This window comes from Microbacterium sp. MYb45 (assembly GCF_002979655.1).
Classification (GTDB): Bacteria; Actinomycetota; Actinomycetes; order Actinomycetales; family Microbacteriaceae; genus Microbacterium.
In genome coordinates this window covers 76,230-94,192 of record NZ_PCPG01000004.1, presented here as the reverse complement: position 1 = coordinate 94,192, position 17,963 = coordinate 76,230, and the positions used below count along the sequence as shown (strand labels likewise).

Genomic DNA, 17,963 nt, shown 5'->3' with positions numbered 1-17,963 from the left:
CTCCGGGGGGAGACGGCGCGGGGGCGTCGCGGGAATCATCATCGCTGCGGTGATCGTCGTCGTGGGCGGTGGCTTCACAACATACGTCTGGCTGAACCATGCACCGGCCGAGGCCGAGGCCGAAGCGAAGCCGACACGGACACCGACTCCGGTCGAGACCGTGGTTCCGCTGACACCGGCGGAGCAGCTCATCGCGGATGCCGATGATCCGCTCGCCTGCGCGGTGACGTTCACGGGCGAGGGGGCCCCAGCCGATCCGCAGCTGCAGCGGCAGGACGGTCTGTACCAGGCGCTCCCGATCCCGGCGGTCGCCGGCCGCGTGTTCGCCGGCTGGTACGCGACGGCGGCGGATGCCGCGGCCTACACCGTCGCCGCACGGGTGAACGGCGCGGACCCCGTCGTCTGCGACCAGCAGCAGGTCGAGCTCTTCGCCGCCTGGAAGACGCCGGAGCAGAATACGGCCGAGGGCGTGCAGGTCCCGATCCTCATGTACCACCAGTTCACGGCGAATCCCGAGGGGGAGTCCGGCTGGCTGCGCGGCAACTACGCCTACATCGGCGACTTCGACGCGCACATGAACCACATCGCGACGACGGGCTTCTACCTGCCCACCTGGGACGAGCTGAGCGCCTTCATCGACGGTCGGCTCTCGCTGCCCGCGCGGAGCGTGATCATCACGGATGACGATGCCGACCAGACCTGGTTCGACCTCGGGGCCCCCGTCGTGGCGAAGCAGAAGCTGCTCGCGACGTCGTTCATGGTGACCGCCTACCGCTCCGACCCGCCGCCGTCGATCCACGTGCTGCGCCGTTCGCACACGCACGACATGCACAAGGCGGGCGATAACGGTGACGGGCTGATGGTGAACTGGACCGCGGATCAGATCGCCGCCGACCTCAACCTCTCCGGCGACACTCTGGGCGTTCGCGAGGTCATCGCCTATCCGTTCGGGCACTACAACGACACCGCCAAGCAGGGCGTCCGGCAGGCCGGCTACGAGATGGCACGGACGATCGAACCCGGGTTCGTCACCATCGGCACCGACAAGCTCGCCCTCCCCGTGGTGCGCATCGACTACGGCATGGGCCTGGACGCCCTGGTGTCGCGCATCGGCTGACGGCGTCGAAGCGGCAGGATGGTCGCATGCCCGACTCCGTCTTCATCGCCGGTCCCGCCTCGTGGAACACGATCGTCGTTCTCGACCGGCTTCCCGAGCCGGTGCCCCACATGCAGTTCGCCGACGAGACGTGGGCGACCGTCGGCGGCACGAGCGCCGGTAAGGCCCTGACCCTCACCGGGCTCGGACGTGCGGCGCAGCTCTATGCCCTCGCCGGACCCGACGAGGAGGGCGGCCGCGTGCGTGCGGCCCTCGACCGTGCAGGAGTACGGGTGCGCTGGGGCGAAGGAGCCACCGAGCGGCATCTGAACCTCATGACCCGCGCGGGAGCCCGGGTCTCGCTGTACCTGTCGTCGCCGGAGGCGACCGCGGGCGAGGACGATGCCTGGGTGCGCGAGCGGATAGGGGAGGCGGCGGTGATCGTGCTCGACCTCGCCGCCGAACCGCTGCGGCTCCTGCCGATGGCGCGCGAGACCGGAGTCCCGATCTGGGTCGACGTGCACGACTACGACGGTGAGGCCGAGTTCCACCGCCCGTTCCTGGCGGCGGCGGACGCGGTGTTCTGCAATGCAGATCGCCTCCCGGACCCGGTCGCATTCCTGCACTCCCGCATCGCCGCCGGTGCCTCACTCGCCGTGTGCACGCTCGGGGCCGAGGGCGCAGTGGCCGTGGATGCGGAGGGGGTCGAGTATCGGGTGGCGGCCGTGCCCGTCGAGGTCGTCGACACGAACGGTGCGGGCGACGCTTTCCTCGCGGGCGTGCTCGACGCGCGCCTGGACGGCGCGGGAGTCGGCGCGGCACTCGAGGTGGGCGCCCGGACAGCCGCTACCGTCCTCCGTTCGCGACACCTGCATCCGCTGTTGGATGCGGTCATCGACGCGGGGGAGTGAGTCTCAGGGCGCGAGCGGCGCGAGGAACTCCTCGGTGAGTCGCGTGACCTCGTCGTGCATCTCGTCCGTCGAGATCGTCGGGGTGCCGTCGCCGTCCTGCGGGCCGTAATCCCCGAAAGATGCGTGCGATGCGCCGTCGATCTCCACCATCTCGGCGTCAGCGGGCAGCAGGTCGCGCGCGTCTGCGATCTTCTCCGGAGTGGAGAGGCCGTCTTCGCTGCCCGAGATGCTGAGGACCGGAAGGCCGCTGTCCGACACGTCGGTCGCGCAGTACGAGCCGAACAGCACCAGCGCGTCGGCATCCGCTGCGAGCTGGCAGGCACGGACGCCCCCGAGCGAGTGCCCGCCGACACCCCAGACATCGATATCCGGGGCGACCGAGGTGAAGGCGTCGAGTCCGCGCGGGTCGAAGAAGGCCAGGTTCAGCCAGGGGCGGGTGATCACGACCGTGGTTCCCTCCTCGGCGAGCCCTTGGAGGATGGCCGCGTAGGCCCACGGGTCGACCTTGGCGCCGGGGATGAAGACCAGGCCGAGATCCGAGTCGCCGTCGGCGGGGGCGAGCACGATGCCCTCGTCCGCGTCGGTGACGGTGATCGCGGGGTTCTCCCGTACGCTCGCGAGCGGCTCCGGCTCGGCGGCCATGACACCGATCTGCGTGTACGCGAGGACGCCGACCACCGCCAGCACCAGCACGATCGCGAGACTCCACAGCACACGTTTCAGGACCCGGCGGCCACGCTTCTTCTGCACGGATCAACGCTACCCCGCGTCACCACGCTTCCGGGCGACGGCCGGGTGCGTGCGGAGATACTCCTCGAAGGCCTCCCGCGTCGTGCGGCGCGGGGTGTAGCCGAACTCCTCCTTCAGCCGACGGTTCGCCAGCACCGGGCGGTACCGGAGGAACGGGACCTTCTCCGGTCCGTGTGGGGTGAGGCGCAGCGTCCGTCCGATCCGCAGTGCCGTCGACAGCGCCCACGCGGGCAGCACGAGCTGCGGCTTGCCGAGACGAGCGGCGATCTCCGGCACCGTCGTCCGCCCGTCACCCGCGACGTTGAAGATGCCGGCCGGGCCGTCGGTCGCCGCCCGCACCATCGCGGCCGCCACGTCGTCGACCCAGACGAAGACGAAGGGCGACTCCGAGCCGGCGATGCGAAGGATCCGCCGCCCGTGCCAGAGCGCGGTGATCTGGTTGCGCACGGTCGGACCGAGGATCGTGCCGATGCGGAAGATCACCTGGGCGAGCTCGGGGTGGGTACGCCGGTGCTCGGCCAGCATCTCCTCGACCAGCCGCTTGTGCCGGGCGTACGGGAACGCGTCGTTGCCTCGAAGCGGCTGGTCCTCGTCGATCCACTCCGGGTTGTCGGAGTGATAGCCGTACGCGGCGCCCGAGCTGGAGACCACGATGCGGCGGACTCCCGCCTCGACGCACGCGGCGAGGACGTTGGCGGAACCGGTCACATCGACGCGGTACTCCAGATCGACGTCGTGGCCGGGATTCACGATCGCCGCGAGGTGCACGACCGTGTCGATGCGGTGCTGCCGCAGCACCGGGGCGATCGCCGCCGCATCCGTCACATCCAGCGCGGCATCGATGATGCCCGCGCGGGGTGCGCCCGCTCGCAGATCCGCGGCGACCACGATATCGACGTCGTCTCGCGCAGCGAGCGCCAGCGCCACGTGCGAGCCGAGGAAGCCGCTGCCGCCCGTGATCAGAACCCGGGGCATCAGGCGGCCTCGACGGTCGTGCGGCCGCTCGCATCGCCGGTGCTCGATCCCGTGCGCTTCCTGGTGTGCCGAGCCCAGAGTCCGGCGAGGACGAGGCCGGCGACGATGTCCCAGATGCCCCACCACCCGGCCACGATCGCCATGCCGCCGAGGCCGTCGAAGAACAGGAACACCAGGCCCAGCCCGAGGCCGGCGTTGCGGATGCCGACTTCGAAGGTCATGGCCTTGCGCTCGCGGGTGCCGAGCCCGCCCACCACAGCAGTGCCGTAGCCGAGCGCGAGCGCCACCGCGTCGTGCACCGCGACCACCAGCAGGATGATGCCGAGCACCTGCACGAACACCGCCCAGTTGCCGACGAGGGCGGCGATGATGAAGCCGAGCAGGGCGATCAGGCTGAACCACTTCACGAACGGCTGCACGCGGGCGCTGAACCGGGGTGCCTTCGCACTGAGGAGCAGGCCGAGAGCGAAGGGGAGACCGACGATGAGGAGGATCTCCAGGAGCATCCGCCACGGGTCGAGCGTGATGTCGCGCAGCAGAGTGCGAGCGGTCGGATGCAGCGAGGCCCAGAAGGTGATGCTCAGCGGCATCGCGACGATGTAGATGAGGTTCCCCACCGCGGTGAGCGACACCGAGAGGGCGACGTTGCCCCCGGCGCGATGCGTCAGCACCTGGGAGATGTTCCCCGGCGGGCAGCAGGCCACGAGCAGCATCCCGAGCGCCATCGACGGCGGCACGGGGAGCACGAGCGTCAGCAGGAACGTCGCGATCGGCAGCAGGAGCAGCTGGGCGAGGATCGCGATCGCGAACGGCTTCGGATGCTTCGCCACGACGCGGAAGTCGCTCGGTGAGGTGTCCAGCGCGATGCCGAACATGATGAGGCCGAGGACCACGTTGAGGATCGTCAGCGTGCCGGGCGTGAACGAGAGGACGACGTCGTCGACGTTCATGCCGAGGCCTCCAGTGCACTCTTCTCGCGCCGCACGGCGCCCCGGTAGGCGTCTTTGTTGACGTAGTACGCCATCCGGTCGAGGCCCAGGTAGTGATAGCCGCCCGTGACATCGGGCCACGCCGCGCCGGTGACCCGGTCGCGGAAGCGGGCGGCGCGGGTGGGATCGGTCTCCACCGCGTCGAGGTAGGCGGCGAGCAGCTCCGCCTGTTCGTAGCGACCCTGCCAGCCGATGCCGGACGCCTCGATCATGCCCATCACGTAGAGGCCGTTGAACGAGGCGGGGAAGACGTTCAGGAAGAGCCGTGGCGAGGCTCCCTGCCAGTGCAGGTGCTCCCGGTCGACGAACGGATAGTCCAGGGTGTAGCCGGTGGCGAGCAGCACGAGGTCGTACTCGTCGGCGCTGCCGCCGCGGAAGTGCACCGTCTGCCCGTCGAAGCGGTCGATGTCCGAGCGGATGCGCAGGTCGCCCTGGCCCAGGTGGTTGAGGATCAGGGTGTTCACGATCGGATGAGACTCGTAGATGCGGTAGTTCGGCTTCGGGAAGCCGAACCGCACGGGGTCGCCCGTGAACGCCCGCAGGACGCGGCTGTCGACGGCCTGCTTGATGCGCGCCGGCAGCGGGCGGCCCTGGTTGAGGGTGTCGCTGGGCTTGCCGAACAGGTAGCGGGGCACGAAGTAGTACCCGCGTCGCACGCTCATATCGACGGACACGGCGTGATGCACGGCATCCACAGCGATGTCGCAGCCCGAGTTCCCGGCGCCGATCAGCAGCGCGCGCTTGCCGCGCAGCTGTTCCGGGGACTTGTACGCGCTGGTGTGCAGCAGTTCGCCCGAGAACTCCCCACGGAACGTCGGCACGTTCGGCTCGGCGAGGGTCCCGTTGGCGAGGACGACGCCGGCGTACCAGCGCGTGTCCGTGCCGTCGGGGCCCGAACTGGTCAGCTCCCAGCCGCCGTCGGCAGGCTCGAGGCGCGTGACGCGCGTGTCGAACCGGAACAGGCCGGTGAGCCCGAAGTGATCGGCGAAGTCGTCGAAGTACTCCTTCAGCACCCGGTGGCCGGGGTAGTCGACCCGCGAGCGCATCGGGAACTCGGCGAACTCCGTCGTGGTGCGCGAGGAGATCAGATGCGCGGACTCGTACATCGTGCTGCGGGGATTGGTGATGTCCCAGAGCCCACCCACGCCGTGCGAGGCCTCGTAGCCGTCGACCACGATTCCGCGCTTCTGCAGCGCACGCGCCGCGGCCAACCCCGATGGACCCGCGCCGATCACGGCGTATCTGTTCATGCTGCTCCCCGCACGTCAGTGTGCTCGAAAAAACGCCCCCGCCCACCGATCGTAACGGGTGAGCGGGGGCGTCGAGTTCCGAGGGGTCAGGCGGTCCCGAGGTGCTGCTGACGCGCTGCGACGGCCTCCCGGATGGCGGGGAACAGCGGATGCTCGGGATCCAGGCCCGTGGTGCGGGAGGTGAACGCGGCGGGCTCCTCCGTGCGCAGCAGCTCCTGCATCTCGACCGACTGCTCGTCGGCCGGATCGTCGAACTCCAGTGCTGCCGACACGGCCGCCACGAGAGCCACGGTCGGCAGACCGCGCTCCGCAGCCATCGCCGCTGGCCCCACGAAGCGCTCGTGCCGTGAGATCTTGCGCAGCGGCTGCCGTCCCACCCGCTGCACGGTGTCGACGAGCGCAGGATTGCGGAACCGCTCGAGGATCGTGGCGCGATACGCCGCGAGGTCGGCGGGGTCGAGCCCGTGCTCGGCGACCAGCACAGCCGAGGTCTCCTCCAGCGCGGCCGAGACGCTCGCCGCGATGGCGGGGTCGGCCAGCGCGTCCGAGATGCGGTCGATCCCCGCGCGGGCCCCGAAATACGCGGTGGCGGCGTGCCCCGTGTTCACCGTGAAGAGCTTGCGCTCGATGTACGGCGCCAGGTCGTCCACGAAGTGCGCGCCGGGGATGGTCGGCAGCGTGCCGCCGAACGGACCCGATTCGATCGCCCACTCGAAGTACGGCTCGACCGTGACGTCGACGCCGCCGTCTGCGGGCTGTGCCGGCACGATGCGGTCGACCGCGGTGTTCGCGAAGACCGCGCGGGCCAGCAGCGTCTCGGCATCCGCCCCTGCCGCCGTCGCGATCTCGTGGCGGAGCAGATCGGTGGCGCCGATCGCGTTCTCGCAAGCCATGACCTGCAGAGGCGCGGCATCGGGGGAACGGAGGGCGAGTCCGGCCACGATCGACGGCGCCACGAACCGCAGCACCGTCGGTCCGACCGCGGTCGTGACGACATCGGCCGTCGCGACCTCCTCCGCCACGGCGGCGGGATCGGTGCGGCTGTTGACGGCTCGGAAACCGGTGACGACATGGTCGGTCCCTCCGGGGCCGGCCTCGTGCACGGTGTACGAGTCGACCGCGTTGATCGCGTCCACCAGAGCATCGGCGACGTCGGAGAACACGACCTCGTATCCGCCCTGGCGGAGCAGCAGCCCGACGAAACCGCGCCCGATGTTGCCCGCCCCGAAGTGGACCGCCTTCATCCCTCGTTCACCTCCGAGAGGAGGGCGTAGAGCTCCTCCGGGGTCTGTGCTGCGGAGAGCCGGGCCACGTCGTCCTCCTCGGAGAACAGGATCGCGATCCGGGAGAGGATCTCCAGGTGCTCGTCACCGATCCCGGCGATGCCGATCACGAAGGTCGCGGGATCGCCTGCCCAGTCCACACCGCCGTCGTAGCGGACGACCGACAGGGCCGAGGCGAGGATCGCGTCCTTCGCATCGTTGGTGCCGTGCGGGATCGCGAGCCCGTTGCCCATGAAGGTCGACACGGTCTCCTCGCGCTGCCGCATCGCGTCGACGTAGGCGGGGGTCACGGCTCCGGCGGCGACGAGGATGTCCGTGGACTCCTGGAGCGCCTCGTCCCGCGTCGCCCCGCCGGGGTGGATGCGGACCTGCTCGGGGGTGAGAACGCTCATTCTGTGTCCTTTCGCTGTGCCCGCACCATCTCGACGACCTCTTCGTAGCGGGGCGAGTTCATGAAGTTGTCCACCGACACATGGACCGAGTTCGGCGACTTCGCCGTGGCGCGCTCGGTGAGCTGCTGCTGCGTGATCACCACGTCGGCCGTTCCGTCGAGGTTCGCGATGGCCTGGTTGGTGACGTTCACGTCCTCGATGCCGGCCTTCTTGAGCTTGTTGCGGAGGACGCTGGCGCCCATCGCCGATGAGCCCATACCGGCGTCGCACGCGAACACGATCCGCTCGATCGGTGCGGCGGCGACGGCGGTCGCGCTCGGCACCGCATCCGTCGCAGCGGGCGCGGCCGATGCCGTCGAGGTTCGCAGCGCATCCATCGCCGCGGACGACTTGCCCTTGTTCGCCTCGGTCTGTGCGATCGCGTCGCCGAAGGTGTCGCCCTCGGCCTCGAGGTCGCGCTTGTGGGAGGCCCGCAGGAACGCGGCTGTGAGCAGGAAGGTCACGGTCGCGGCCAGCACGACCGACAGGTAGACCACCAGCAGGTTCGCGAATCCGCCCGCAGCCGGTGCGACGGCCGCGGCGGTGACCGCGATGATGCTGCCCGGCGCCGCGGGGAAGGCGAGTCCGCCGTTCAGCAGCATGTTCGTCGTCACGCCGGTGGCCCCACCCGCGATGAGCGCGATGATGGTGATCGGCTTGCTCAGCGCATACGGGAAGTAGATCTCGTGGATGCCGCCGAAGAACTGGATGATCGCCGCTCCCGGAGCGGACGCCTTCGCCGCACCGACGCCGAAGAAGCTGAACGCCAGCAGCAGTCCGATGCCGGGGCCGGGGTTCGCCTCGATGAGGAACAGGATCGACTTGCCGGTCTCCTCGACCTGCTGGAGACCGAGGGGGGTGAACACTCCGTGGTTGATGGCGTTGTTGAGGAACAGCACCTTGGCCGGCTCGACGACGACCGAGAGCAGCGGCAGCAGCTGAGCGTCGACGAGCCAATCGACGACCTTGCCCAGGAAGGTGCTCACACCGAGGATCACCGGACCGAACACGAAGAAGCCGATGATCGCGAGCAGCATTCCGAGGATGCCGGCGGAGAAGTTGTTCACCAGCATCTCGAAGCCCGGGCGGATCTTCCCTTCCCACAGCTTGTCCATCTGCTTGGTGATCCAGGCCGCGAGCGGGCCCATGATCATGGCGCCGAGGAACATCGGGATGTTGGTGCCGACGATCACGCCCATCGTGGCGATGACGGCGACCACGCCGCCGCGCTCGCCGTAGATCATGCGTCCGCCGGTGTTGGCGATCAGCAGGGGCAGCAGGTACGTGACCATCGGCCCGACCAGGCCCACGTACTGCGGGAAGGTGGCGCCGTCCTCGGTCTGTGCCAGGGTCGTCATCGCACCCTCCCAGCCGACGAGATCGGCGTTGCCGAAGCCGCCGAGCAGGTCGGAGACCGGGTGCCACCACCCGAGCCAGCCGACGGCGATGAAGAGCATCGTGATGAAGCCCCAGGCGATGAAGGCCGCGATGTTCGGCATGATCATGCCGGAGAGGAAGGTGCCGAAACGCTGCACTCCTACGCGGAGGCCACCGGGTTTGGTGGCGGCAGGTGACGTCGTCGTCATGATGTCGTCTCTTTCTTGTGAAGGGGGAGTTCCGCGGCGAGCATCGCCACGGCGGTTCGGGCGGAGGAGGCATCGTCGGCGGCCAGGGCGGCCTCGGCGAGGCTCCGCGCCTCGGACGGGGTGCGTTCGGAGAGCGCGTGTCGCACATCGGCCAGCGCTGGGGGCGCCATCGAGAGACTCGTGGCGCCGAGACCGACCAGCACGACGGCGAGGAGCGGATCGGCGGCGGCCTCGCCGCAGATGCCGATCGGCTTGCCCAGGCGGGCACCGGCATCGCCGACCTCGCGCACCAGGCGGAGCACGGCCGGATGCCAGGGGTCCTGGAAACCGGCGACCGAGCCGAGCATCCGGTCGGCCGCCATGGTGTACTGCGTGAGGTCGTTCGTGCCGATCGAGGCGAAGTCGGCATGCGCGAGCACCCGGTCGGCGAGCAGGGCGCTCGCCGGGATCTCGACCATGACGCCCGCGGTCTGCAGCCCGTACTCGCGGGCGAGACCGGTGAAGTAGATGGTCTCCTCGACGGTGGCCACCATCGGAGCCATCACCCAGAGATCGGCCTCGGTCTCGGCGTCGGCTTCGGCCAGCGCCGTCAGTTGCTCGCGCAGGATGTCTTCGCTCGCGCGCAGCGCCCGAAGACCCCGCAGCCCCAGCGCCGGGTTCTCCTCGTGCGCGTCGTTGAGGAACGCCAGCGGCTTGTCGGCGCCGGCATCGAGCATCCGGACCACGACCTTCTTGCCGGGAAAGGCCGCCAACAGCTCGCGGTACGACTCGCGTTGCTGGGCGATGGTCGGCGCCTGTGCCGAGGAGAGGAACAGGAACTCGGTGCGGAACAGCCCGACGCCCTCGGCCCCCCGAACGACCGCATCGGCCGCATCTGCGGGCTTCCCCAGGTTCGCGAGCAGCGCGACAGGTGTGCCGTCGGCGAGGGCGCCGGGAGTGGGAGGAGCGGTGTCGGCCGACTGGCGGGCAGCGGCGCGCTGAGCTGCGCGGTCCTTCTCGTCCTCCGTCGGTTCGCGGGTGACCACGCCGCTGGCGGCATCGACGATCACCGTCTCGCCCGTGACGAGCTGCGTGCCGTCCGCGACACCGACGCCGACGATCGCGACGATGCCCTTCTCCCTCGCGAGGATCGCGGTGTGGGAGGTCGGCCCGCCGTCGGTCGTGATCAGAGCGAGCACCTGATCGAGGTCCAGGAGTGCGGTGTCGGCCGGGGCGAGGTCGCGGGCGACCAGGACGAACGGGTGTCCCGGGTTCGGGACGCCGGGCGCATCGACGCCGCGCAGGTGCGCCAGGACGCGCTGCGCGATGTCGTCGAGATCGGCGGCGCGCTCGCCGAGGTACCCTCCGACGGCCTCGAGTGTGGCGCGGAAACCTGCGAACGCATCGTGTACCGCCCATTCGGCGGTCGCCCCGGCGTCGATCCGCTCGTCGACCTCCTCCTGGAGCGTCGGATCCTCGGCGATCATCGACTGCGCTTCCAACACATCCTGTGCGGCACCGCCTGCCGCCTCACCGCGGTCGTTCAGTTCGCGGGCGACCGTCGCGACCGCCTCGCGTACTCGCGCGCGTTCGGTTTCGGCGCCCACCGTGCTCGGGGTGTTCTCCGGAGCCGGCATCGCCTCGGCCATGCGGACGACCGGTCCCTGGGCCACGCCGAGACCGATGCCCACCCCGCGCAGCTCGCTCATCCGGCGGCGTCCTGGTCATGGTCGGTGGTGAGGAGCTCGGTGAGCGTGTCCAGCACGCCTTCGGCCCCGTCGCCGTCGGCCGTCAGGGTCACGTAGTCGCCGTACTCGATCGCGAGCGAGATCACGCCGAGGATGCTGGCGGCATTGACCGGCTTGCCCGAGTCCTTCGCGATCGTCACGGCGAGGCCCGAGTCCTTGGCCGCCTGCGCGAACAGCTTCGCGGGGCGGGCGTGCAGTCCGTGGGAGGAGCCGATCCGTACGGTGCGGGTGGCGGTCATGATGTTCCTTTCGGGGTGTCGCCGGCGGCGGCGAGGATCGATCGGGCGAAGTCGAGGGTGCGGGATCCGTCACGGTCGGAGAAGACGTCATCAGGAAGCACGGCGACGGGCGCTTCCACGCTGCGGCGCATCGCCTCGAGCCGGTCACCGAGATGCGGGCCGACGAGGACGAGGTCGTGGTCGGAGCCGGCGACGGAACTCTCGGTGCCCGCCACGGCATCCCAGCCGAGACCGGCCGCTGTCGCCGCAGTGCGGAGCCGCAGCGCGACGAACGTGCTCGACGCGCCGGCGCCGCACACCACGAGGATCCTCATCGATTCCCACCTTCCTGAGAACAGTCTGGGAACCAGGAGGGGTGCCGCACCAACAGGTTCCTTTCCGCCCGGGCGGAACCCCGGTTTCCGCCCGGGGATGCCGGCATGCTGACATCATGGAGACCACGTCGAGACAGTGCGGTCACCAAGCGGGAAGGGGAGGATCATGTCGCGCCAGCGCCAGGACCAGCTCCTCACCGCTCTGCTGCGCCAGGAGGGGTGGGCGACGGCGGCCAGCCTCGCCGATCTGCTCGGGGTCACGCCCCGCAGCATCCGGTCGTACGTGGCAGCGCTGAACGCACGGACTCCGGGGGCCGGCGTGATCGAATCCGGCCCGGCCGGGTATCGCGCAGGATCCGGTGCCCGTGGTGCGCTCCGGATGCGCCAGAGCGGCGAGTCCGCGCCCCGCGATCGTCTGCACACGCTGGTGCGGCTGCTGCTCGACGAGCCCGCCGGGATCGACGTGTTCGACACGGCTGACGAGCTGCACGTGAGTGAGGCGACTCTCGAGGCGGACCTGGTCAGGGTGCGCAGTCTGCTCGACGGCACCGAACTCGCGCTCGAGCGCGACCGCGAGAGGGTGCGACTGCGAGGGAACGAAGCCGCCCAGCGGCGCCTGCTCAGCAGACTCGCGCACGACGAGATGGATGACGCCTCCTTCCATCCGGAGACCTTCCGGCGTGCCCTGTCGAGGTCTGCGGTGGCCGCCAGCGCGGTCGGTCCGTTCAAGACGTCACTGGTGCGGGAACTCGGCGAGCTCGGCTACTACGTGAACGAGCTCGCGATCGCCGACGTGCTGCTGCACATCGCGATCGCCGCCGAGCGGGTGGCCGCGGGGTACGCCCTCGAGTCGTCGCCGGCGGGTGCCCGGGAGGAGATCCCGCGGGTGGGTGCCGTCATCGCCCGGCTCGCCGCCGAGCACTTCGACGTGGTCCTCGGCGACGGCGACAGCGGTCACCTCGCCTCCCTGGTCCTGACCCGGATCGTCGCGCCGGGGGAGGACGCGACGAGAGAGGTCGCGCGCAGCGGTGTGGACCCGGCCGTCGAAGCCGCGGTCCGGGCGGAGATCGCCCGCGCCGCCGAAGACTTCCAGGTCGATCTCGTGGACGAGACCTTCGTCCTCCGACTCGCCCTGCACGTGCAGAACCTGCTGCGGCGGGCCGAGGAGAGCGCACTGACGCGCAACCCGCTCACCCGCTCGCTCAAGACGACGTATCCGATGATCTTCGAGGTGGCGGTCTCGATTGCGAGCGGGCTCCACGACCGCGTCGGCACACCCATCCACGACGATGAGATCGCCTACATCGCCATGCACGTCGGCGGGCGACTCGAGCGCAGTCGCAAGGCGGAGTCGATCCTGACGGCCACGATCGTCTGCCCCGGCTACCAGGAGCTGCACGAGCTGCTGCGCTCGAGCGTCGACCGCTCACTCGGCTCGGCGATCGAGGTCACGACCGTCGTCACCAACGTCGATCCCGACTGGACCTCCTTCGACACCGATCTCGTCCTGAGCACGATCGAACCGGGGGATGCGGGCGACCGATTCGTCCGCATCCAGCCGTTCCTGACGGACGCCGACGTCGACCGCATCCAGCAGGCCGCCGCCCGCGTCCGACGCGGGCGACGCCTCACCCGCCTACGCGGCGAACTCGCGCGCTACTTCCTGGCCGACGCCTACGTCTTCCCGTTGCCGGATGAGGGGGAGGAGGCGATCATCAGGCGTCTCGGTGGTCTCCTGGTGCGGGCGGGACTGATCGGCGAGGACTACGTCGAGAACACGATCGTGCGCGAGCGGATGTCGTCGACCGCCTTCACGGATGCGCTCGCGGTGCCGCACGCGCTGCAGATGACGGCGACCCGCACGGCCATCGCGATCGGTGTGGCGGACGGCTCGGCCGCGTGGGGCGGCGGACGCGTGCAGGTCGTCGCGCTCGCCGCGTTCAGCGAGAGCGATCGGGCGGCGTTCCAGACGGTTTTCGAGCAGCTGGTCGAGGTGTTCAGCGAGCGCGAGAGCGTGCAGCGCATCGTCCGCAGGGGCACCACGTTCGAGGCCTTCCTCGACGAGCTCGTCGCGGTGATCGACGGCTGATCCGCGTCTCACGCCCGAGGCGCGAGCACCTCGGCGAGCTGATCCAGCACGTCGTCCGCGGTGTCGGACGCCGCCGTCTCGAGCACGACCGCGTCACCGGACGAGATCCCGAGGTCCATGACCGCCAGCACGCTGCTCAGGTCGACGGTCGTGCCGTCGGCGGTGCGCAGGGTCACCGGGGCTCCGTGCGACTGCGCGAGTCGCACGAGCTCGGCCACCGGCCGGGCGTGCGCGCCGTTGTGCGCGCTGACGATCAGGCGTCGGGTGGGCATGCTCAGGAGCGCTCGTCGAGCAGGGCGCGCACTCCCGCCTCGAGCTCGGCCACGGCACCGCGTGCGGCTTCGGCGGAGTCCGCTCGGGCGTCGATGTAGACCTTGAGCTTCGGTTCTGTGCCGCTCGGTCGGACGATGACGCGCGAGCCGTCGCCGAGGCGATACCGCAGCACGTCGCCGGAGGGCTGTCCCGGTGCCGCCTGCAGCAGGTCTTCGGCCGACGTGATGCTGCGTCCGGCGATGTGTGTCGGCGGCAGCGAGCGCAGCGCGAGCATGACATTGCCGATGACGGCGAGATCCTCGACGCGCACCGAGACCTGGCCGCTGGCGAAGTGCCCGTACGTCTCGCCCAACTCATCGAGCAGATCGACGAGCGTGGCCCCGCGGTCTCGCGCCTCGGCGGCGAGTCCGAGCACGGCGACCGCCGCGGACACTCCGTCCTTGTCGCGCACGGTCTCGGGGTTGACGAGGTACCCGAGCGCCTCCTCGAATCCGAAGACGATGCCGGGGGCGCGGGAGATCCACTTGAATCCGGTCAGGGTCTCGTGGAAGTCGAGTCCGTGGTGCGCGGCGACGGCACCCAGTCCGGGCGACGACACGAGCGAGCAGGCGAGCGAGGCTCCGGGGGTGCCGGCCGCGGCGCGGGCGGCCCTCGCGCCGAGCAGGAGTCCCACCTCGTTGCCCGTCAGACGACGCCAGCCGTCCGCGGCGGAGTCGTCGGGAACTGCGACGGCGAGGCGGTCGGCGTCGGGGTCGTTGGCGAGGATGAAGTCCGCTTTCACACGGCGGGCCCGCGCGAAGGCGAGGTCCATCGCCCCCGGCTCCTCGGGATTCGGGAACGAGACGGTGCGGAAGGTCGCATCGGGCGTGAGCTGCTCGTCGACGACGAACGGCTGGGGGTAGCCGGCGTCCCGGACGATGCGCGACAGTGTCTCCCAGCCCACCCCGTGCATGGCGGTGTAGACCCACCGCATGCCGGAGGATCCGGCGGGTGCGGGAGCGACGGCGGCGGTGGCCGCGATGTAGGCCTCGACGACGTCCTCGCCGGCGGTCTCGTAGGCCGCGGAGCGGGGCAGCGCCGCCACGGAGCCGGTGTCGGCCGTGCGCTGGATGTGCGCGGCGATCTCGGCATCCGCGGGGGAGACGATCTGCGAGCCCTGATCGGCGCCGCCGAGATACACCTTGTAGCCGTTGTCGTTCGGCGGGTTGTGGCTCGCCGTCACCATGACGCCGGCGTCGGCGCCGAAGTGGCGCACGGCGAAGGCGAGCACGGGGGTCGGCAGCAGGCGGGGCAGCAGGATCGCGCGCAGACCGGCACCGGCGAAGAGTTCGGCGGAGTCCGTGGCGAACACTCGGGAGTTCCGGCGGCCGTCGTAGCCGATCACGACGGTCGGGGTGTGCCCGGGAACCGCCTTCTCGCGCAGGTACGCGGCGAATCCCGCGGCCGCCTGCGCCACGAGGACGCGGTTCATCCGGTTGCTCCCCGCGCCGAGCTCGCCGCGGAGGCCGGCGGTTCCGAACTCGAGGCGCGCGCGGAACCGGTCGTCGAGTTCCGCGACGGCGGCACCGTCCCCGCCGGAGGCTCGAGTGATCAGACCGGCGAGCTCGTCGCGGGTCTCGTGATCGGGGTCCTGTCGCAGCCAGGCGCGCGCCTGTGCGAGCCGCTCCTCGCTCACAGGGCCTCGACCACCCTGGCCAGGAGCGCCGAGATCACCGGTTCGGCCTCGCGGCCCGCCTCGATCACCTCGGCATGGCTGAGCGGGGTCTGCTGGATCCCGGCAGCCAGGTTCGTGATGAGGGAGAACCCGAGGATCTCCATGCCGGCCTCGCGGGCGGCGATCGCCTCGAGAGCGGTCGACATGCCGACGATGTGTCCGCCGATGTGCTTCGCCATCTGCACCTCGGCCGGGGTCTCGTAGTGCGGGCCGCGGAACTGGGTGTACACGCCCTCGTCGAGCATCGGGTCGATGCTGCGCGCGATGTCGCGGAGGCGCTTCGCGTACAGGTCCGTCAGGTCGACGAAGGTCGCTCCCTCGAGCGGGGAGTCGGCGGTGAGGTTGATGTGGTCGCTGATCAGCACCGGCTGGCCGGGCGTCCACGTCTCGCGGATGCCTCCGGCGCCGTTCGTGAGCACCATGATCTTGGCCCCCGTGGCGGCGGCGGTGCGGACGCTGTGCACGACGCGACGGACGCCGTGGGCCTCGTAGTAATGGGTGCGGGCGCCGATCACGAGGACGTTCTTGCCCCCGGGCGTGCGGATGCTGCGGAGCGTGCCGACGTGTCCCTCCAGCGCGGGCTTCGAGAACCCGGTCACCTCGGTGGCGGGGATCGTCGCGACGGTCTCGCCGATGATGTCGGCGGCCTTGCCCCAGCCGCTGCCGAGGGTGAGGGCGATGTCGTGATTCTCGACTCCGGTCAGACGCGCGATGTCGGCGGCGGCCTGGGCGGCGACCTCGAACGGGTTCGCGGTCGGGTCATCGAGAGGGTTGCTGTGCGTTTCGGGCATGGATCCACTCTAGGAAGGTGCAGGCTCCGGGGCCAGGATTGCGGAAGAATGGGTTGCATGTCTTCCACCACTTTCGAGCGCACTCAGCGCGTCGCCGTCCTCGGCGGCGGTCCCGGCGGTTACGAGGCGGCTCTCGCGGCCGCTCAGCTCGGGGCGGAGGTGACGCTGGTCGAGCGGGTGGGAGTCGGCGGATCGGCCGTCCTCACCGACGTCGTGCCCTCCAAGAGCCTGATCGCGACGGCTGATGCCGCGGTGGCCATCTCCGAGGCGAGCGACCTCGGGGTGAACTTCTACGCGAAGGGGGAGAACGGCAAGCCGCTCAAGCCCGAGATCGCGATCAACCTCGCCGCCGTCAACAAGCGTCTCATCGCGCTCGCCGGGCAGCAGTCCGAGGATATGCGGGCGACTCTGCTCGAAGCCGGCGTCCGGATCCTCTCCGGGCACGGGCGCCTCGAGGGTCCCACCGCGATCGTGGTGTCGACGGGCGAGAAGGGCACCGACTTCGACCGCGTCGAGGCCGACACCATCGTCGTGGCCGTGGGGGCGTCGCCCCGTGAGCTCGATTCCGCGAAGCCCGACGGCAAGCGCATCCTCACGTGGACGCAGCTGTACGACATGAAAGCGCTGCCGGAACACCTCATCGTCGTGGGCTCCGGCGTGACCGGCGCGGAGTTCGCCTCCGCCTACATGAACCTCGGCGCCAAGGTCACGCTCATCTCCAGCCGCGAGCAGGTGCTTCCCGGTGAGGACAAGGATGCGGCGAGCGTCCTGGAGAAGGTGTTCAAGCGCGGCGGGATGCAGGTGCTCTCGAAGTCCCGTGCCGACAAGGTCGAGGCCACGAAGGAGGGCGTGACCGTCACGCTGTCCGACGGTCGCACGGTCGAGGGGAGCCACTGCCTCATGGCGGTGGGCTCGATCCCGAACACCGCGGGGATCGGCCTGGAGGAGGCCGGCGTCGAGCTCGACGACTCGGGTCACGTGCGGGTGAACAAGGTCGCGCGCACCTCGGTGCCCAACGTCTACGCGGTCGGGGACTGCACGAACTTCTTCCCGCTCGCCTCGGTCGCATCCATGCAGGGGCGCACGGCTGTCTTCCACGCGCTCGGTGACATCGTGATCCCGCTGGAACTCATCAAGATCACCTCGAACATCTTCACCGCTCCGGAGATCGCGACGGTCGGATACGGGGTGAAGGACGTCGAGGACGGCGTCGCGGACGGCATGGTCTACAAGCTCCCGCTCGCGGCCAACCCCCGCGCCAAGATGATGGGCATCAAGGACGGCTTCGTCAAGCTCATCGCCCGCAAGGGATCCGGCACCGTCATCGGCGGCGTGATCGTGGCCCCGAAGGCCTCCGAGCTGATCTATCCGATCGCTGTGGCGGTCGAGCGTCGCCTCACGGTCGACCAGGTCTCGCGGGTGTTCGCGGCATACCCGTCGCTCTCGAGCAGCATCACCGATGCCAGCCGGGCGATGCACCTCGTGAACATCTCCTGAGACACCGGACGACGAGAAAGGCGCCCCACCTCAATGGGGCGCCTTTCT

The 17,963-nt window shown here is 70.1% G+C and carries 17 protein-coding genes; 4 read left to right on the top strand and 13 right to left on the bottom strand.

All coding sequences use genetic code 11. The annotated features are described in order from the left end of the window. Positions 1 to 49: 49 nt before the first annotated feature. Positions 50 to 1,117: a polysaccharide deacetylase family protein gene (locus CQ034_RS09715; RefSeq protein WP_258134165.1), complete on the top strand. Its 1,068-nt coding sequence runs from the start codon at positions 50 to 52 to the stop codon at positions 1,115 to 1,117. A gap of 26 nt (positions 1,118 to 1,143) precedes the next feature. Further along, positions 1,144 to 2,007, top strand: a complete 864-nt coding sequence (locus CQ034_RS09710) for a carbohydrate kinase family protein (RefSeq protein ID WP_105710880.1) — start codon at positions 1,144 to 1,146, stop codon at positions 2,005 to 2,007. A gap of 3 nt (positions 2,008 to 2,010) precedes the next feature. Here CQ034_RS09710 and CQ034_RS09705 read toward each other — a convergent pair whose 3' ends face one another. The 10 genes from CQ034_RS09705 to CQ034_RS09660 all read right to left on the bottom strand — a co-directional run bounded on the left by CQ034_RS09705 (position 2,011) and on the right by CQ034_RS09660 (position 11,551). Continuing rightward, complete coding sequence (locus tag CQ034_RS09705; protein WP_258134163.1) at positions 2,011 to 2,757, bottom strand: alpha/beta hydrolase; 747 nt, start codon at positions 2,755 to 2,757, stop codon at positions 2,011 to 2,013. 9 nt (positions 2,758 to 2,766) lie between these two features. Next, complete coding sequence (locus tag CQ034_RS09700; protein WP_105710879.1) at positions 2,767 to 3,732, bottom strand: SDR family oxidoreductase; 966 nt, start codon at positions 3,730 to 3,732, stop codon at positions 2,767 to 2,769. Further along, positions 3,732 to 4,682, bottom strand: a complete 951-nt coding sequence (locus tag CQ034_RS09695) for a bile acid:sodium symporter family protein (RefSeq protein WP_105710878.1) — start codon at positions 4,680 to 4,682, stop codon at positions 3,732 to 3,734. Before CQ034_RS09695 ends, CQ034_RS09700 begins: the two co-directional genes overlap by 1 nt. Further along, positions 4,679 to 5,971, bottom strand: coding sequence for an NAD(P)/FAD-dependent oxidoreductase (locus CQ034_RS09690; RefSeq protein WP_105710877.1), 1,293 nt, complete (start codon positions 5,969 to 5,971; stop codon positions 4,679 to 4,681). The genes CQ034_RS09695 and CQ034_RS09690 overlap by 4 nt, the downstream gene beginning before the upstream one ends. Positions 5,972 to 6,057: 86 nt before the next feature. Beyond that, positions 6,058 to 7,215 (bottom strand): mannitol-1-phosphate 5-dehydrogenase, encoded by a 1,158-nt coding sequence (locus tag CQ034_RS09685; RefSeq protein WP_105710876.1) that lies wholly within the window; start codon positions 7,213 to 7,215, stop codon positions 6,058 to 6,060. Beyond that, positions 7,212 to 7,646 carry a PTS sugar transporter subunit IIA gene (locus CQ034_RS09680; protein WP_105710875.1) on the bottom strand — a complete coding sequence of 145 codons (435 nt, stop codon included), beginning with the start codon at positions 7,644 to 7,646 and terminating at the stop codon, positions 7,212 to 7,214. The genes CQ034_RS09685 and CQ034_RS09680 overlap by 4 nt, the downstream gene beginning before the upstream one ends. Continuing rightward, a complete protein-coding gene (locus CQ034_RS09675) occupies positions 7,643 to 9,271 on the bottom strand; it encodes a PTS mannitol transporter subunit IICB (protein ID WP_105710874.1) in 1,629 nt (542 codons plus the stop codon). Before CQ034_RS09675 ends, CQ034_RS09680 begins: the two co-directional genes overlap by 4 nt. Then, positions 9,268 to 10,959, bottom strand: a complete 1,692-nt coding sequence (gene ptsP / locus CQ034_RS09670) for a phosphoenolpyruvate--protein phosphotransferase (protein WP_105710873.1) — start codon at positions 10,957 to 10,959, stop codon at positions 9,268 to 9,270. Before ptsP ends, CQ034_RS09675 begins: the two co-directional genes overlap by 4 nt. After that, the gene (locus CQ034_RS09665; protein ID WP_105710872.1) at positions 10,956 to 11,237 is read right to left on the bottom strand and encodes an HPr family phosphocarrier protein; all 282 of its coding nucleotides are present in this window, start codon (positions 11,235 to 11,237) and stop codon (positions 10,956 to 10,958) included. Before CQ034_RS09665 ends, ptsP begins: the two co-directional genes overlap by 4 nt. Next, the gene (locus tag CQ034_RS09660; protein ID WP_029273791.1) at positions 11,234 to 11,551 is read right to left on the bottom strand and encodes a PTS sugar transporter subunit IIB; all 318 of its coding nucleotides are present in this window, start codon (positions 11,549 to 11,551) and stop codon (positions 11,234 to 11,236) included. The genes CQ034_RS09665 and CQ034_RS09660 overlap by 4 nt, the downstream gene beginning before the upstream one ends. A gap of 166 nt (positions 11,552 to 11,717) precedes the next feature. Between CQ034_RS09660 and CQ034_RS09655 the strand changes: the two genes are divergently transcribed. Further along, positions 11,718 to 13,640, top strand: a complete 1,923-nt coding sequence (locus tag CQ034_RS09655) for a PRD domain-containing protein (protein ID WP_105710871.1) — start codon at positions 11,718 to 11,720, stop codon at positions 13,638 to 13,640. Positions 13,641 to 13,648: 8 nt separating this feature from the next. Here the strand turns inward: CQ034_RS09655 and CQ034_RS09650 are convergent, their stop codons facing one another. Genes CQ034_RS09650 through CQ034_RS09640 form a run of 3 tightly spaced genes read right to left on the bottom strand, consistent with a single transcriptional unit; the run spans position 13,649 to position 16,418 of the window. Continuing rightward, positions 13,649 to 13,912 carry an HPr family phosphocarrier protein gene (locus CQ034_RS09650; RefSeq protein WP_029262535.1) on the bottom strand — a complete coding sequence of 88 codons (264 nt, stop codon included), beginning with the start codon at positions 13,910 to 13,912 and terminating at the stop codon, positions 13,649 to 13,651. A 2-nt stretch (positions 13,913 to 13,914) separates the two neighbouring features. Next, positions 13,915 to 15,588, bottom strand: a complete 1,674-nt coding sequence (locus CQ034_RS09645; RefSeq protein WP_029262534.1) for a phospho-sugar mutase — start codon at positions 15,586 to 15,588, stop codon at positions 13,915 to 13,917. Beyond that, complete coding sequence (locus tag CQ034_RS09640; protein ID WP_029262533.1) at positions 15,585 to 16,418, bottom strand: purine-nucleoside phosphorylase; 834 nt, start codon at positions 16,416 to 16,418, stop codon at positions 15,585 to 15,587. The genes CQ034_RS09645 and CQ034_RS09640 overlap by 4 nt, the downstream gene beginning before the upstream one ends. 48 nt (positions 16,419 to 16,466) lie before the next feature. Between CQ034_RS09640 and CQ034_RS09635 the strand changes: the two genes are divergently transcribed. Then, on the top strand, positions 16,467 to 17,915 hold the full coding sequence (locus CQ034_RS09635) for an NAD(P)H-quinone dehydrogenase (RefSeq protein WP_029262532.1): 1,449 nt from the start codon (positions 16,467 to 16,469) through the stop codon (positions 17,913 to 17,915). Positions 17,916 to 17,963: the final 48 nt, after the last annotated feature.